This window comes from Streptomyces yerevanensis (genome assembly GCF_000716805.1).
In the GTDB taxonomy this organism is placed as follows: Bacteria; Actinomycetota; Actinomycetes; order Streptomycetales; family Streptomycetaceae; genus Streptomyces; species Streptomyces flaveus.
Genome location: NZ_JNWJ01000101.1, coordinates 1 through 15,177, shown reverse-complemented (window position 1 = coordinate 15,177; position 15,177 = coordinate 1). Strand labels below are relative to the sequence as shown.

Annotated in this window: 12 protein-coding genes and 1 riboswitch; of the genes, 6 read left to right on the top strand and 6 right to left on the bottom strand. The window is 69.6% G+C overall.

Annotated elements, in window-relative coordinates; genetic code table 11:
- Window positions 1–360: 360 nt before the first annotated feature.
- Window positions 361–777: a coenzyme B12-dependent isobutyryl CoA mutase small subunit gene (gene icmB, locus OP79_RS46250; RefSeq protein ID WP_033329216.1), complete on the bottom strand. Its 417-nt coding sequence runs from the start codon at window positions 775–777 to the stop codon at window positions 361–363.
- Between the two features lie 570 nt (window positions 778–1,347).
- Between icmB and OP79_RS46245 the strand changes: the two genes are divergently transcribed.
- Window positions 1,348–2,307: an esterase/lipase family protein gene (locus tag OP79_RS46245; protein ID WP_033329215.1), complete on the top strand. Its 960-nt coding sequence runs from the start codon at window positions 1,348–1,350 to the stop codon at window positions 2,305–2,307.
- 228 nt (window positions 2,308–2,535) lie between these two features.
- Window positions 2,536–4,119 (top strand): M23 family metallopeptidase, encoded by a 1,584-nt coding sequence (locus OP79_RS46240; protein WP_033329214.1) that lies wholly within the window; start codon window positions 2,536–2,538, stop codon window positions 4,117–4,119.
- A gap of 38 nt (window positions 4,120–4,157) precedes the next feature.
- Here OP79_RS46240 and pcrA read toward each other — a convergent pair whose 3' ends face one another.
- Complete coding sequence (gene pcrA / locus OP79_RS46235; RefSeq protein ID WP_033329213.1) at window positions 4,158–6,623, bottom strand: DNA helicase PcrA; 2,466 nt, start codon at window positions 6,621–6,623, stop codon at window positions 4,158–4,160.
- 261 nt (window positions 6,624–6,884) lie between these two features.
- Window positions 6,885–7,057, top strand: a riboswitch (cyclic di-AMP (ydaO/yuaA leader).
- Between the two features lie 7 nt (window positions 7,058–7,064).
- Here pcrA and OP79_RS46230 point away from each other — a divergent pair.
- Window positions 7,065–8,219, top strand: coding sequence for a C40 family peptidase (locus tag OP79_RS46230; protein ID WP_033329212.1), 1,155 nt, complete (start codon window positions 7,065–7,067; stop codon window positions 8,217–8,219).
- A 95-nt stretch (window positions 8,220–8,314) separates the two neighbouring features.
- Here OP79_RS46230 and OP79_RS46225 read toward each other — a convergent pair whose 3' ends face one another.
- Complete coding sequence (locus OP79_RS46225; protein WP_033329211.1) at window positions 8,315–8,668, bottom strand: hypothetical protein; 354 nt, start codon at window positions 8,666–8,668, stop codon at window positions 8,315–8,317.
- Between the two features lie 453 nt (window positions 8,669–9,121).
- Between OP79_RS46225 and OP79_RS46220 the strand changes: the two genes are divergently transcribed.
- Entirely contained in the window at window positions 9,122–10,171 is a 1,050-nt protein-coding gene (locus OP79_RS46220) for a C40 family peptidase (RefSeq protein WP_033329210.1), read from the top strand.
- A 14-nt stretch (window positions 10,172–10,185) separates the two neighbouring features.
- On the opposite strand, the gene OP79_RS46215 is transcribed toward OP79_RS46220, so the two are convergent.
- Both OP79_RS46215 and OP79_RS46210 read right to left on the bottom strand, forming a co-directional pair.
- Entirely contained in the window at window positions 10,186–10,953 is a 768-nt protein-coding gene (locus tag OP79_RS46215; RefSeq protein WP_033329209.1) for a LuxR C-terminal-related transcriptional regulator, read from the bottom strand.
- Window positions 10,950–12,233 (bottom strand): ATP-binding protein, encoded by a 1,284-nt coding sequence (locus OP79_RS46210; RefSeq protein ID WP_106972656.1) that lies wholly within the window; start codon window positions 12,231–12,233, stop codon window positions 10,950–10,952. The genes OP79_RS46215 and OP79_RS46210 overlap by 4 nt, the downstream gene beginning before the upstream one ends.
- A 179-nt stretch (window positions 12,234–12,412) precedes the next feature.
- Here OP79_RS46210 and OP79_RS46205 point away from each other — a divergent pair, with 179 nt between their 5' ends.
- Together OP79_RS46205 and OP79_RS46200 are read left to right on the top strand one after the other, a co-directional pair.
- On the top strand, window positions 12,413–13,846 hold the full coding sequence (locus OP79_RS46205; protein ID WP_033329207.1) for a PspC domain-containing protein: 1,434 nt from the start codon (window positions 12,413–12,415) through the stop codon (window positions 13,844–13,846).
- A complete protein-coding gene (locus OP79_RS46200) occupies window positions 13,833–14,072 on the top strand; it encodes a hypothetical protein (RefSeq protein WP_033329206.1) in 240 nt (79 codons plus the stop codon). The genes OP79_RS46205 and OP79_RS46200 overlap by 14 nt, the downstream gene beginning before the upstream one ends.
- A 42-nt stretch (window positions 14,073–14,114) precedes the next feature.
- Here the strand turns inward: OP79_RS46200 and OP79_RS46195 are convergent, their stop codons facing one another.
- Window positions 14,115–14,645 (bottom strand): DoxX family protein, encoded by a 531-nt coding sequence (locus tag OP79_RS46195; RefSeq protein ID WP_033329205.1) that lies wholly within the window; start codon window positions 14,643–14,645, stop codon window positions 14,115–14,117.
- Window positions 14,646–15,177 lie beyond the last annotated feature (532 nt).

The following is a 15,177-nucleotide window of genomic DNA, read 5'->3' as shown; positions in this document are numbered from 1 at the left end:
GCGCCGTTCCCCGCGCCCCTGGGGTGGGTGGGGGGTGCGGGGTCGTGGGCCGGTGCGTCAGCCCGTCGCAGGGCGGGCATACGACCCTGGCCTGGTACAAGGCCCTGGTTCTCCGAGACCGGAGCTAAGCGACGGGGGTTGGGGGTGCGGGCTTTCCCGGGGCCCGGGTAGGCGCAGGTTTTCAGGGGCGCGGGGAACTGCGCGACCAGCCACGACGCACCCGCAGCCGCGACACGACTGTCACCCCCCACCCCCTGGCGGGGGGCCTGGGGGCGCAGCCCCCGGCTTCGGGAAGGGGCGGGGCTGGGGAAAAGGAACCCCTCCCACCCCAGCCCCGGCCTACCGCACCCCGGCGGAGCCCTACGCCCCCGCCGGCTGCCGAACGTTGGCCCTGACCCAGTTCACAATCGACGCCGTGGTGGCCCCGGGCGTGAAGATCTCGGCGACACCCTTCTCCTTAAGGGGCGGAATGTCCGCCTCGGGGATGATTCCGCCGCCGAAGACCTTGATGTCCGACGCCTCGCGCTCCTTGAGGAGTTCGATGACGGCGGCGAAAAGCGTGTTGTGGGCCCCGGAAAGAATGGAGAGCCCGATCGCGTCCGCGTCCTCCTGGATCGCGGTGTCGACGATCTGCTCCGGCGTCTGGTGGAGGCCGGTGTAAATGACCTCCATGCCCGCATCACGCAGCGCCCGCGCGATCACCTTGGCCCCACGATCGTGACCGTCGAGCCCCGGCTTGGCCACCACCACGCGGATCGGACCGGATGCCACACCCATCACTGCTGCCTCCATGAACCGACAAGATCTCCAGAGAAACCGGACTGCAGGAATCCGCATCTAGCAAAAAACCAAATCAACCTGTTACCGTCCCGCACCGGCTTGTATCGACTGATAACACCTCAGGACGCCGACGGCGACTCGTCGCAACCGCTTCATGTCAGCCCACGTCAGGTGTACCCAGCGGCACAGCCACCCCGCACCGCGTCGGCCGGGGAGTGAACGAACGTTATCGCCACCATCCCGCAACCGGCAGTTTCGCGGTGGAGACCGAGGGGGAAATCACACGATGGGACAAGTTCGCCGCGCACCGATCCCGCACCCTGGGGCACATGGGCCACAGCCGGGCCGGGCGCAAGGGGAGCCGCCACGAGGTCGCTGCACCTCCGCGCCGCCAGCCACGCGGCCGGATGGTGCGGCATATCGGCGAATGCACGACGACGGGAGGCCCCGTCGTTCCACGGACGTGATAAACGCCACCCGTGCACCGTCGTTGCTCTCGTCGGCGGTTTCCCATGAGGGCACACGGGGGACAAGGCCGTCCTTCCGTGCGCCGACGGGAGGTCGGCCATGAAGGTCACCAGGGCAGTACTGCCCTTTTATCCGCTTTTGCCGCTCTGTCAACGACTGTTGCCCAACAGACTGGCCGGACTCTCGCTGACTCTCCTGAAAGCCACGGCCCTTGAGGTCGCGATCCTCGCGGGACACCTGATCCTCTATCCCACGGGCATCACCCAAGAACGCCGCCAGGGCGCCACTTCGCCCTCCCCCACCCTCGTCCCCGCCTCAGTCCCCAGGCCTCGCCGCGCACCCGACGACCTCACCGCTGGGACCGCGACCGAGACCGACCGTGACGCCGAGGCCACTCGCCTGCCCACCCAGTCCAAGCCCCCGGTCGTCCTCCTCCACGGATTCATAGACAACCGCTCGGTGTTCGTGCTGCTGCGCCGCTCCCTCGCGCAGCACGGCAGGCAACAGATCGAGTCGCTCAACTACTCCCCCCTGACCTGCGACATACGTACCGCTGCCGAGCTGCTCGGCCGGCACATAGAGGAGATCTGCGAGCGCACCGGTCAACAGGAGGTGGACGTCGTCGGCCACAGCCTCGGCGGGCTGATCGCGCGTTATTACGTGCAGCGTCTGGGCGGCGACATCCGCGTGCGGACGCTTGTGACGTTGGGCACACCGCACTCGGGCACGCGCGTGGTGCCGCTGATGAACGCGCATCCGATCGTGCGGCAGATGCGGCCCGGCTCCACCGTGCTCGAGGAACTGCGCGAGCCCGCACCGGCCTGCCGGACCCGGTTTGTGAGCTTCTGGAGCGATCTAGACCAGTTGATGGACCCGTTGGAGACGGCCTGTGTCGAGCACCCTGACCTGCTCACACAGAACGTACGGGTGAGTGGGATCGGTCACCTCGCCCTGCCGGTGCACCCAGCGGTCGCGGCCGGCATACGGCAGGCACTCGACCTCGAGGAGACGGCGGGAGTTCCCGCCGCCGCCCGCGCCGGCGGACTGACCGTGGCGTAGTCGCAACACGCTCCCGGGCGCCGGTCGAACACCCGGAAACACCCCCACGCCGTCGAACACTCTTCGTACGAAAGGCCAAAGTCGCGCCCGCAGTCCGCCGAAAGGCAGCTGAATGCCCGTTTCCTGAACGGGGGATGGAAGCCGAAGATTGTCGCGCCCGCGTACCGCCGGGTACAGTCACCGCACTGCTCTGCCAGCGCCCCTGTCGTCGAGGCGAAAGAGAAGTTGGTGAACGACCGTCACCCGTCGGGGACCGTAGCGCCCCCGGCCGCGGCTCCCGAAGCCGCCTCGACGCACTTCGCGTCGTATGGCGAGCAGGGGATCCAGTACGGCGACTTCACCACGTACGACGCCTACACCGCCACCGGTTTTGACGCGGCGCCCACCGGCGTCTACGACACATACGGTGCACCGGGTGCCTGCGCGGCGACGCCCTTCGAGGCCACGACGAGCTTCGAGACCGACCCCCTCTTCGGCGACCTGCCGGGCAGCGGCGGCACGGGTTCGTACGACGCCACGCAGTGGTCCGGCAGTCACCAGACGTTCAGCGGTCACCCGACGCCGAACTACGACCCGTACGCGGCCCAGCACCACGCCACGTACGACACCGGCAGCCACGACGCGACCGGCCTCTGGACGGACACCTCCGGTCACCAGCGGCTGACCGGGATCCCAGCGCAGTCCACGGGCCCCGACGTCAGCGGTCAGTGGGACGCGAACGCCTGGCTTCAGGCCGAACCGATCGGCCAGGCCCAGCAGTGGAACACGCAGACCTTCGACTCGGGTGCGTACGACGCGACGGCGTGGAACTCCGACGGCGGTGAGCGGCACGAGTCGTACGAGCAACACGAGCCGTACGACCAGCAGGCCACAGCGATCTTCGAGCAGGTCACGTACGAACAACAGGCCTCTATAGAGGACGAGTTCAGCCCTTCCGACGACCTGGACCCCGACACCGCCACCGGCAGCCACGACGAACTCCCTCTCCTCGACGGCGCCGAAGAGACCTCCCCGGACGCCCCTGCCACCCCCGTCGCCACCCTCCCGGCTCCCCGCTCGGGGTCACGCACCGCATCCCGCTCCCGTCGCCGTACCCCGCCCAAGCGTTCCGCTCTGCTGACGGTCGCCGTGCCGTCCGCGTGTGTGATGGGTGTGGCCGGGATCGCGGCGGCATCCGTGGGCAGCGGGAACGGGAACGAGAGCAACGAGACGACGGCCGCGGCCAGCACGACCGCCGTGCAGCCGGCGACCGCCAACAACAAGCTGGACACCCAGCTCGAGAGCCTGACCGCGGACGCGGACGACTTCGCCGACCGGGCGAGCCGTACACAGGAGCGGATCGACCTCAAGGCCCAGCAGGAGGCCGAGAAGAAACGGGCGGCGGCGGAGGCGGCGCGCAAGGAGCGGCTGCGTCCGAAGTTCGCGCTGCCGGTCGAGCAGCGCGGGCTCAGCGCCTACTACGGCCAGGCCGGCATCAACTGGATGTCCGTGCACTCGGGCATCGACTTCCCCGTCTCGTACGGCACGACGGTGATGGCCGCGACCGACGGCGTCGTCCGTACGGAGTGGAACAGCGCGTACGGGAACATGGCGATCGTGACCGCGAAGGACGGTACGGAGACGTGGTACTGCCACCTCTCCACCTACAAGGTCGCTTCCGGGACCGAGGTGAAGGCCGGCGACCCGATCGCGTTCTCCGGCAACTCCGGCAACTCGACGGGCCCGCACCTCCACTTCGAGGTACGCCCGGGCGGCGGCAGCGCGATCGACCCTCTGCCGTGGCTCCGCAGCCACGGCCTCAACCCGACGTAACCGACCCGCCCCGCCGCGGGCCGCCAAGCCCCGCAGGGCTACAGCTTCTGCACCGGCGCGTATCGCAGCAGCAGCCGCTTCGGCTTGGTGTCCCCGAAGTCGATCGTCGCCTCCGCGTTCGACCCCGTGCCCTTCACGCCGACCACCGTGCCGAGCCCGAACTGGTCGTGGGTGACCCGGTCCCCCACCGCCAGCGACACCACCGGCTTCTCCGTGGCCCCGCCCCGCCGCGTCGCGAAGCCGGAGGCGCCCGAGGCCGCCGACCGCGAGCGGGAGGACGACAGAGAGGCCGCCACGCCCGCCGCAGGGCCGGAGGCCACCGCTCCCATGGAACCCGTCCGCTTCCACTCCAGATGTGTGTCCGGGATCTCCTCCAGGAATCGGGACGGCGGGTTGTACGAGGGCTGCCCCCAGGCGCTGCGCATCGAGGACCGCGTCAGATACAGCCGCTCCCGCGCGCGCGTGATACCGACGTACGCGAGTCGCCGCTCCTCTTCCAGCTCCTTGGTCTGGCCGAGGGCGCGCATGTGTGGGAAGACGCCGTCCTCCATGCCGGTCAGGAACACCACGGGGAATTCGAGGCCCTTGGCGGTGTGGAGGGTCATCAGCGTTATGACGCCGGAGCCGTCCTCTTCCTCGTCCGGGATCTGGTCGGAGTCGGCGACGAGCGCGACCCGCTCCAGGAAGTCGGAGAGCCCGCCCGACGCCTCGCCCTCACCGGCCTCCTGCTCGAACTCCAGGGCCACGGCGGCGAGTTCCTGGAGGTTCTCGATGCGGGTCTCGTCCTGTGGGTCGGTGGAGGCCTGCAACTCGGCCAGGTAGCCGGTGCGTTCGAAGATCGCTTCCAGGACGGTCGCTGGGCCCGCGCCCGACTCGACGACGGTCCGCAGGTCCTCCATCAGCGTGTTGAACCGCTTGACGGCGTTCGTCGAGCGGGCCGCCATGCCATACGCCTCGTCGACGCGGCGCAGCGCCTGCGAGAAGCTGATCTTCTCCCGCGAGGCGAGTGCGTCGATCATCGCCTCGGCCCGGTCGCCGATGCCTCGCTTGGGGACATTGAGAATCCGCCTCAGCGGTACGGAGTCCTCCGGGTTGGCGAGAACTCTCAAGTACGCGAGGACGTCCCGGACTTCCTTGCGCTCGTAGAAGCGGACGCCGCCGACGACCTTGTAGGGCAGGCCGACGCGGATGAAGACTTCCTCGAAGACACGGGACTGGGCGTTCGTACGGTAGAAGACGGCGACGTCGCCCGCCTTCGCCTCACCGGCGTCCGTCAACCGGTCGATCTCGTCGGCGATGAACTGCGCCTCGTCGTGCTCCGTGTCGGCGACGTAGCCCGTGATGCGCGCGCCCGTGCCCGCGTTGGTCCACAGGTTCTTGGGGCGGCGGCTTTCGTTGCGCTCGATGACCGCGTTGGCTGCGGTGAGGATCGTCTGGGTGGAGCGGTAGTTCTGCTCCAGGAGGATCGTCTTCGCGTCCGGGTAATCCTCCTCGAACTGGAGGATGTTGCGGATGGTAGCGCCGCGGAAGGCGTAGATGGACTGGTCGGCGTCGCCCACGACGCACAGCTCGCCCGGGTCGTCCTCGGGGCCGGAGGGCCCGACCAGCTCACGCACCAGCGCGTACTGCGCGTGGTTCGTGTCCTGGTACTCGTCCACGAGCACGTGGCGGAAGCGGCGGCGGTAGTGCTCGGCGACGTCAGGGAAGGCCCGGAAGAGATTGACCGTGGTCATGATCAGGTCGTCGAAGTCGAGGGCGTTGGCCTCGCGCAGCCGCGACTGGTACATCGCGTAGGCCTGGGCGAGGGTCTTCTCGAAGCCGTCGGAGGCCTGGGCGGCGAAGTCCTCCTCGTCGATCAGCTCGTTCTTCAGGTTCGAGATCTTGGCGCTGAACGACTTGGGCGGGAAGCGCTTCGGGTCGAGATCCAGGTCGCGGCAGACCAGGGCCATGAGGCGCTTGCTGTCGGCGGCGTCGTAGATCGAGAACGAGGACGTGAAGCCGAGCTTCTTCGACTCCCGGCGCAGGATGCGGACGCACGCGCTGTGGAAGGTCATCACCCACATCGCGTTCGCGCGCGGGCCGACGAGGTGCTCGACGCGTTCCTTCATCTCGCCCGCGGCCTTGTTGGTGAAGGTGATCGCGAGGATCTGGCCCGGATGCACATTCCGCTCGCCGAGCAGGTACGCGATCCGGTGTGTGAGCACACGGGTCTTGCCGGAGCCGGCGCCGGCCACGATGAGCAGGGGGGAGCCGGAGTGCACGACCGCCGCGCGCTGGTTGTCGTTCAGCCCCTCCAGGAGCGTGGCCGCGTCCACGTGGGGGCGCGGGGCGCCATCGCGGTAGTAGGCCTCCCGGTCCGGCGGCACGTCGAACTTCCCGCCGAACAGATCGTCCGGAACCTGTTCCGGCACGTGCTCGTCCTCGGGCGGCGGCGGGGGTTCTTCCTCGTGGTCCCGCGAGGGCTTGAGGTCCGCCAGGAAGCTGTCATCAAAGAGGCTGCTCATCGCTCTCCGAGTCTAGGCTCCCCCACCGACACCTCGCCGCCGCCCTGAGAACTCGGCCGGTACGACCCTGCCGGGAGCCTGCCGGGATTTCTCTCACCCTCCAGGACCGTCCCGTCACGGTCGGCGACGGATCATGGCACCTGAGGCTAAGGTCACGAAAACGTATCGGACAATTCGCTCATCAACCTTCACAAGAGCCACACGAGTTGGTTAGCTTTCGCAGTGGGCCGCTCGACCCCCACCGGCGAACGTCGCCGGGCCGTGCGGCTCCCGCCGAGTCCGGAACGCCCTCGTGGCCGCCCGGAGCCGGGGACCCACCGACCTTTGGGGTGAATCGGTCCAACTCCCTCAGGGGACAAGGACCGTAGGGCAAACCTTCCGAAGCACACGCCCGAACCCGACAGCTAACTCGGTAGGCGGAGCACGGAAGGAGTCGCCTTCGTGGCGCCACACCGCAAAGCGCGGTCGTCCAGTCCCAAGGGCATACGTACCCCTGCCCTCGCCACCGCCGCTCTCACCTCGGTGGCTCTCCTGTCGCAGACCGCGAACGCTTCGCCCTCCGCGGAGCCGCAGCCCAGCCTCGACGAAGTCCAGAAGAAGGTCGACGACCTCTACCAGCAGGCGGAGACGGCGACCGAGAAGTACAACGGCGCCAAGGAGAAGAGCAGCAAGCAGCGCAAGAAGGCCGACAACCTCCTTGACGAGGTGGCCTCGCGCACGCAGAAGCTCAACGAGGCGCGCGAGGAGCTCGGTACGTTCGCCGCCGCGCAGTACCGCACGGGCGCCGCCGCCCCTGACACCGCGTCTCTGCTGCTCGCGGACAACCCGCAGGACTACTTCGACCAGAACCAGCTGATGGACCGGCTGACCAGCCGTCAGCAGCAGGCCGTCGAGGACTACGCGACGCAGCAGTCCGAGATGACGCAGCGGCGTCAGGAGGCCTCCGAGAGCCTTCAGTCGCTCACCAAGACCGAGAACACCCTGAAGTCGTCCAAGGCGGATGTTCAGCGCAAGCTCGCCGAGGCGCGTCAGTTGCTCTCGCGGCTGACCACCGAGGAGAAGGCGCGGCTCGCGGCGATCGAGCGGGAGAAGCGGGAGGAGGCCCAGCGCAAGGCGGAGGAGCTGGCGCGGCAGCAGCAGGCCGCGGAGGAACAGCGCCGCCAACAGCAGCAGGCCCAGCAGACTCCCGCGCCCTCCACCGGCGCGGGGACCTCGACCGGCACGGGCAGCTCCGCGGGCACCTCGACCGCCAAGGGCGAGAAGGCGCTCGCCTTCGCCCGTTCCCAGACCGGCAAGCCGTACGTCTGGGGCGCGTCAGGACCCGACTCCTACGACTGCTCCGGCCTCACCCAGGCCGCCTGGAAGGCCGCCGGCGTCACCCTCCCGCGCACCACCTGGGACCAGGTCAAGATCGGCACCCAGGTCTCGGTCGCCAGCGCCCAGCCCGGCGACCTCGTCTTCTTCTACGACGACATCAGCCACGTCGGCCTCTACCTCGGCGACGGCATGATGATCCACGCCCCGAAGCCGGGTGCGTACGTCCGCGAGGAGTCGATCTACTACATGCCGATCCACAGCGTGGTCCGCCCGGCATGAGGCACGCGCGCGTGGACCCCTTTTTGGGATGCACGCGCGCGTGAGCCCTTTTTGGGGCTCTTCAAGGGGCGGTTCTTACGGCTCTCCAAGGCCCGTCAGGTCCAGAGCACCGCGATGAAGACGTTCGCGATGGTCAGCCCGCCCACCAGCCCGAACAGGCCCTTCTCCACCTTCTCCTCGTCCCGCTTCACATACACGAGGCCCAGGATCACGATCAGCAACGCCAGCTTGACGCCGATCTTGATGTTGTTGACCGTCTGGTCGTCGGCCTGGTTGAGGCCGACCAGGATCACGCCCGTGACGAGCATCGTGAACGCGCCGTGGAGCATCGCGGGCCCGAAGCGGGCCGTGCCCTCGCCCATCGCCTTCATCTGGGTGAGGAAGCCGCCGAGGAGTGCGGCGATACCGATGATGTGCAGGCCGACGAAGAGATGGATGAGTACGTCCATGAAGCCGGAGCTTAATCGGGGGCTCGTGTACGGCCTCACACCGCCCCGCGCCCCTGGGCGGAGCCCGTACTGCGGAGACTGACGGACCCCGACAGACGCTGACGGACCCATAGCACCGCCGCGCCGCCCGGTCCTCCACAACCCCCGCATCGATCAACGCCCCGCGCCAACTCGACGGCACCAGGCCGGGATCACGGTCACATACGGTCACCGCACGGCTCAGTCCCGACAGTTCCGTACATGGCGTCACCAAGCCCGCCCTCTCAGGTTTAGCGTCCCTCCCCAGGTGACCGGCTCCCCACCGCCGCCCGGGCCAGGGGCGGCAGCCGGGCATCACCGCCGAGAAGATCCGGCGGCGGCCCGCTCCCCCTGTGCGGGCCGCCGCCGGACGCCAGGGGCGTCATCGCTCCGCGGTCGTACGGAAGTTCCCCTTCGGGAAGGAAGTGTGTCCAGGTGGCAGCGCACCGCAAGCCAAGACAGCGCTCGCTCGGCGGCAATACGGCCCGCACAGCCTTCACGATCGCGCTCGCGGGCGCGGCGAGTGCTACCTCCTTCGACGGGGCGGGGCACGCCGAGCCGCGGCTGACACCGGATCAGGTGAGAGCGAAGGTCGACAAGCTGTACCAGGAGGCGGAGGTCGCCACCGAGAAGTACAACGGGGCGAAGGAGAAGGCCGACAAGGCGGAGGACCGGGTGGACTCCCTCCAGGACGAGGCCGCCCGCCGGACGGAGCGGCTCAACTCCGAGCGGGACGCGCTGGGTTCGGTGGCCGCCGCGCAGTACCGGGACGGTGGCCTCGACCCCGCGCTGCGGCTCATCCTCTCCTCGGACCCCGATCAGTACCTGGACGAGGCCGCGTTCGCCGAACGCGCCGGCAGCCGACAGGCCTCGGCAGTTTCGCGCGTACGCGGCCAACTGCGCGAGATCGAGCAGCTGCGCGGGGCCGCCCATGTCGAGCTGGCCTCGCTCAAGTCCCAGCAGGCGGCGCTGAACCGGCACAAGAAGACGGTCACCGGAAAGCTGGGCGAAGCCCGGCGGCTCCTGTCCCGCCTGACGGACGAACAGCGCGCCCGGATCGGCGCGGACGACGCCGCCACGGCCCGCGCCTCACGCTCCGCCCCGCGGGATGCGGGCTCGACCGCCGCGGCTCCCAACTCCCGGGCTGCGGCTGCGATTTCGTACGCGTACGACAAGCTCGGCAGCCCGTACGTATGGGGCGCCACCGGCCCCGACGCCTTCGACTGCTCGGGCCTCATGCAGGCCGCGTACCGCTCCGCGGGGATCTCGCTGCCTCGCACGACGTATGCCCAGATCGACGCCGGCCAGCGCATCCCCCGCTCCGAACTCCGCCCCGGTGACCTGGTGTTCTTCTACTCCAGCATCAGCCATGTGGGCCTCTACGTGGGCAACGGCCAGATGATCCACGCCCCCAACCCTTCGGCCCCGGTCCGCTTGGCCCCACTGGACGAGATGCCGTTCGCGGGAGCTACGCGGGTGGTGTGATTCGCGACTGACGGTCAGACCAGCCGTCGTGCCGTTGCCCACCGGGTCAGCTCGTGGCGGTTCGACAGCTGGAGCTTTCTGAGGACCGCCGAGACGTGGGACTCCACCGTCTTCACCGAGATGAACAGCTGCTTGGCGATCTCCTTGTAGGCGTAGCCGCGGGCGATGAGGCGGAGAACTTCGCGCTCGCGCTGGGTGAGGCGGTCGAGGTCCTCGTCGATGGGCGGGGCATCGGTGGAGGCGAAGGCGTCGAGGACGAAGCCGGCCAGGCGCGGGGAGAAGACCGCGTCGCCGTCCTGGACGCGGAAGACGGAGTCGACGAGGTCCGTGCCGGTGATGGTCTTCGTCACATAGCCCCGCGCACCGCCCCGGATGACGCCGATGACGTCCTCGGCGGCGTCGGAGACGGACAGCGCGAGGAACCGTACGGGCTGCTCGGCATCCGCCATCAACGCGGCGCAGCGGCGCAGGACTTCGACACCGCCGCCGCCCGGAAGGTGCACGTCCAGGAGGACGACCTCGGGCCGTGTCGCCGTGATGACCGAGACGGCCTGGTCGACGTCGGCAGCCTCTCCGACCACCTCGACACCCGTCCGTTCGGTCTGCCCGATCTCCGCCTGGACCCCCGTACGGAACATGCGGTGATCGTCGACGAGGACCACGCGGACCCGCCGACCGGGCCCGGCGTCCGCCGCATCGGGTGTGCCCGCCGGGGCGTCGGGCTCGGCGGCCCCGCCATCGCCCGGCTCGACCGTCCCGGTCGGCTCGTTCGCCTCGCTCATGTCTCCGCCCTCTCCATCTCCAGCTCGACCTCCGTGCCGCCGTCCGGCACGGCGCGCAGCCGGGCTGTGCCGCCGTTGCGCTCCATGCGGCCGATGATCGATTCTCTGACGCCCATGCGGTCGGCGGGTATCGCGTCCAGGTCGAAGCCGGGGCCGCGGTCCCTGACGGACACGAAGACCGTCCTGCCCTCGACCTCGGCGTAGACCTGCACCGCGCCGCCCTCGCCACCGTACTTGGCCGCGTTCACCATCGCTTCCCTCGCGGCCTGCATCTGGGCTCCGATTCTTTCGTCGAGCGGGCAGTCGCCGACGACCACGACTTCTATGGGGACGCCGTGCTTGTCCTCCACCTCCGCCGCGCTGCGCCGGACCGCCTCAGCGAGGGTGTCCGGCTCGTCGGCCTCGTCCTTGCCGGTGCCCTCCGGTTTGTAGAGCCAGTTGCGCAGGTCGCGCTCCTGGGCGCGGGCGAGGCGGCGGACCTCGCCCGCGTTCTCCGCGTTCCGCTGTATCAGCGTCAGGGTGTGCAGTACCGAGTCGTGGACATGGGCGGCCACTTCCGCCCGCTCCTGGGCACGGATACGCATCAGCCGCTCCTCGGAGAGGTCCTGAGTCATGCGTACGAGATAGGGGCCGGCGAGCAGTGCTATGCCGACGAGGACCGCGAGCGCCGCCTGCAACACCGAGCCGAGGTGGGCGGCGGAGCCCTGGAGGACGAATATCCCGGAGACGCCCACGGTGACCAGCAGGACTCCGGCCGCTGAGCGGGCCAGCGTAAGCGTGCGCCGGTGGCGGCCTACCTCCATCCAGCGGGCCCGCCGCGCGTTGTCCGCCTGGCGCCAGACCAGGGCCACGCCCGCGCCGACGAGGACGACGGGCCAGAGATACGCCTTGGTCCCGCCGCTCAGGTCCACATTGCCGACGAAGATCAGGGCGATCACGACCATCGCGAGCAGCGCGACGATCTGGCCCTTGTCGGGCTTGCGGGCGACGAGTCTGCGGCGCCCGTCGGTGGAGGTCTCGGTGGCGAGGGCCGGAGGCCGCCCGGTGTCCACGCCTCCGACGCCGAGCGGCACGAAGAACCAGAACGCCGCATACAGCAAGGCCCCGAGGCCCTCGGCCATGAACAGTCCGACGAAGACCAGCCGCACCCAGACCACAGGCAGACCGAGATGCCCGGCGAGCCCCCGCGCCACGCCACCGAGCCAGCGTCCGTCGCTGCTGCGGTAGAGCTTGCGCGGCGGCCGCGGGTCCTCGACGGGAACAGCTGCGACTTCCGGCATGCCATCGATATTCACACGCGAGGCGGGCCAGGACATCAGGGTCGACCCCCGAGACTCCCCTGATCTTCGAAGCACCGGGCGCCTCGGGGATCAAGGCCCGATGTCTCGGGGACGATTTCAGGGTTCGTCCAGGGTCGTCCCGACTGCCGCCGGACCGCTGCGGCCGTCACCATGGACACATGACAGATCACACGCACGCCGCGACGGGTCCAGGACCCGGCTCCGGCCCGGGCCCCGGCGAGGCTTCGCCCACCGGGCCACGGGACACGGTGCCCGCCGTCGGCGCCCCGGCCACCGCGGGTGAGGAACCGCGCGCGCACGGGAGCCCGCCCGCGCCCGGGGATCCGGTCGTGCCCGAGGTCCCGCACAAGTTCCGGCGCGACCGGCGGCACAAGATGCTGGGCGGCGTGTGCGCGGGGCTCGGGCGGCAGTGCGACATGGACCCGGTGATCTTCCGCATCGGGCTCGCGGTGCTCTCGGCGAGCGGCGGCATCGGCCTCATCTTCTACGGCTTCGCCTGGCTGTTCGTGGCCTACGACGACGAGGACGAGAACGAGCTGCGCAAGCTGCTCACCGGCCGCGTGGACGGCCAGGCGCTGACGGCCGTGCTCTTCGCGCTGGTCGGCTGCGGGGTGTTCCTGTCCATGCTGGGCAACGGCGGGGTGCTCACCTTCGCCACCACGCTCGCGCTGGTTCTCGCGGGCGCCGGTTACTGGTCGCGGCAGCGCGGCGCCCCCGGCCCCGACCCGCTAGCCGCGCAGGCGGCGGCCGACGCACCACCGGAGGCACAGGCACCGCCCGTCCCCGACTCCTTCTCCTCCTGGTGGCGCGACCCCATCGTCAAGGACGGCACGCATGTGGGGGGCACAGGTTATCTGTGGGGCCCGGGTGACACCCGGGACCGGGACATCGCGGCGGCGGTCAATATCGCGCAGGGCAACTACCGCCCGGACATACGGACGCGCGAGCCGAAGCCACGCGGCCCTCGCTGGATCGGCGGCTGGGTGTTCCTGCTCGCCCTGCTGGCGGGCGTCCTCGGCACCGGTGCGACCTGGGACGACCACGCGCTGGGCACCAGTCTCCAGGCCGGCCTGGCGAGCGCCCTCATCGTCTTCGGCACAGGCATAGCGGTCAGCGCGTTCCTGGGGCGTACGGGGGCGGGATCGGTCTTCCTCGCGATCATCACCGCGGTCCTGCTGGCCTGCTCGGCGGCACTCCCGAAGGACATCAGCACGCACTGGGTGCGCACGAACTGGACGCCCGCCGTAGCGGCGGACGTACGGCCGACGTACGAACTCGGCACCGGCGTCGGCACGCTGGATCTGACCCGGATAGACCTCGCCAAGGGCCAGACCCTGACGACGAGCGTCGAGGTGGGCATGGGCCAGCTCAAGGTCGTCGTGCCCGACGACGCGACCGTGAAGCTGAACGTCGACGTGGGCGTCGGCGACATCCAGTTCCCCGGCGACGGAAAGCAGGACGTGGACGTGGCCCCCGGCAAGTATGAGGAACGGACCCTCAAGCCCACGAGCAACACCAAGAACGGCGGCACGCTCGACCTCACCCTCGAGGTCGGCGTCGGACAGGCGGAGGTGGCCCGTGCTACGTCATGACTTCCAGCCCGGCCGACTGATAGCGGGCGTCTTCCTCACGCTCACCGGCATCATCTACGCCGGCGACGCGGGCGGGCTCTGGGAGACCCCCTGGTTCGCGGTGATCCCTCTCGTCACCGGCGGCCTGTGCCTGGCCGCAGCAGCGGGCACGGTGACACATGCGATACGCCACCGCCGCAAGAGCCTCGCTTCCCGGGAGACACGGGAGGCGCCCACGCGGAGCTAAAAGCTGGAAGAGCTGGGCCTGAGCCGGAGGCCCTGGTCGGGCCTAGTAGGCGCCGGCTCGCTGCCTTCGTCGTGATCGCAGCATCGAGTCGATGGAGAACACCGACGCTCCGGCGAGTACGAGGGGGAGCCAGGCCATCAGGTAGGGGAGGTCGTTGCCGTAGTAGTACGGGTCCGAGGGCCAGCTCACGGTGAGCCAGAGGCTGAGGGAGATCATGGCACCGCCGAACGCGGCGAGCCGGGCGAACAATCCGATCAGGGTGCCGATGCCGACGGCGAGCTCGCCGAAAGCGATGGCATAGGCGAAGCCGACGGGGTTCTTGAGGGACAGGTCGACGAGTTCCGGGATGGCCGAGGAGTCGCGCACCGTGCGCATCATGTCGCCGATCGAACCGGAACCGGCCTCCGACATGAACGCGCTGTCGGTGAGCTTGTCGATCCCCGCGTAGATGAAGGTGACGCCGAGGAAGACACGCAGCGGCAGCAGGGCGTATCGGGTGGCGGCGTCCCGCCAGTCCCTGCCTCCACCGTCGAGGTAACCGGAGTGCGTATCCATCCGCATACCGTGAGCCATCGCTCTCCGCCACCTCTCACCGAACCGACAGTTCGCCCCTCAACAGACCATACGTAGCCCTGAGGCGGGCGGCTCAACCCTGGACCGAACTTTTTACCTCCGGCGGTTCAGCGGGGCGCCCACGGGGCGGGGAGTTGGGGTTCGCGGGCGAGTGCGGGTTCGTCGTGGCTGGTCGCTCCCCCACTCTCGGCTGCTCCCCCAGTGCCTTAAGGGCCTGGGGGGACCCCCAGAGCGGGGGGGGGACCCCCATCGCGGCGGAGCCGCAAATCGATACAGCCCCGCGCCCCTGAAAAGCCTGCGCCTGCCCGCGCCCTGAGCAAGTCCGCGCCCCGGGCGAGCCCGCCCCGGGGGGAGCCCGCACCCCGACGAACCCCGCGCCCTCCCTCCGGCGGGAGGGGTCGTGGGCCGGTGCGTCCTATGCCCGTCGCGTAGCTCCGGTCTCGGAGAACCCGCACCCTGTACCAGCTAAGGGCCGTATGCCCGCCCTGCGACGGGCTGACGCACCGGCCCACGACCCCGCACCCCCCACCCA

What these genes read in the sequence shown, in the direction of transcription:
- icmB (WP_033329216.1), bottom strand. Translation starts at nt 777, where the DNA reads ATGGGTGTGGCATCCGGTCCGATCCGCGTGGTGGTGGCCAAGCCGGGG.
- OP79_RS46245 (WP_033329215.1), top strand. Translation starts at nt 1,348, where the DNA reads ATGAAGGTCACCAGGGCAGTACTGCCCTTTTATCCGCTTTTGCCGCTC.
- pcrA (WP_033329213.1), bottom strand. Translation starts at nt 6,623, where the DNA reads ATGAGCAGCCTCTTTGATGACAGCTTCCTGGCGGACCTCAAGCCCTCG.
- OP79_RS46225 (WP_033329211.1), bottom strand. Translation starts at nt 8,668, where the DNA reads ATGGACGTACTCATCCATCTCTTCGTCGGCCTGCACATCATCGGTATC.
- OP79_RS46215 (WP_033329209.1), bottom strand. Translation starts at nt 10,953, where the DNA reads ATGAGCGAGGCGAACGAGCCGACCGGGACGGTCGAGCCGGGCGATGGC.
- OP79_RS46210 (WP_106972656.1), bottom strand. Translation starts at nt 12,233, where the DNA reads ATGCCGGAAGTCGCAGCTGTTCCCGTCGAGGACCCGCGGCCGCCGCGC.
- OP79_RS46205 (WP_033329207.1), top strand. Translation starts at nt 12,413, where the DNA reads ATGACAGATCACACGCACGCCGCGACGGGTCCAGGACCCGGCTCCGGC.
- OP79_RS46195 (WP_033329205.1), bottom strand. Translation starts at nt 14,645, where the DNA reads ATGGCTCACGGTATGCGGATGGATACGCACTCCGGTTACCTCGACGGT.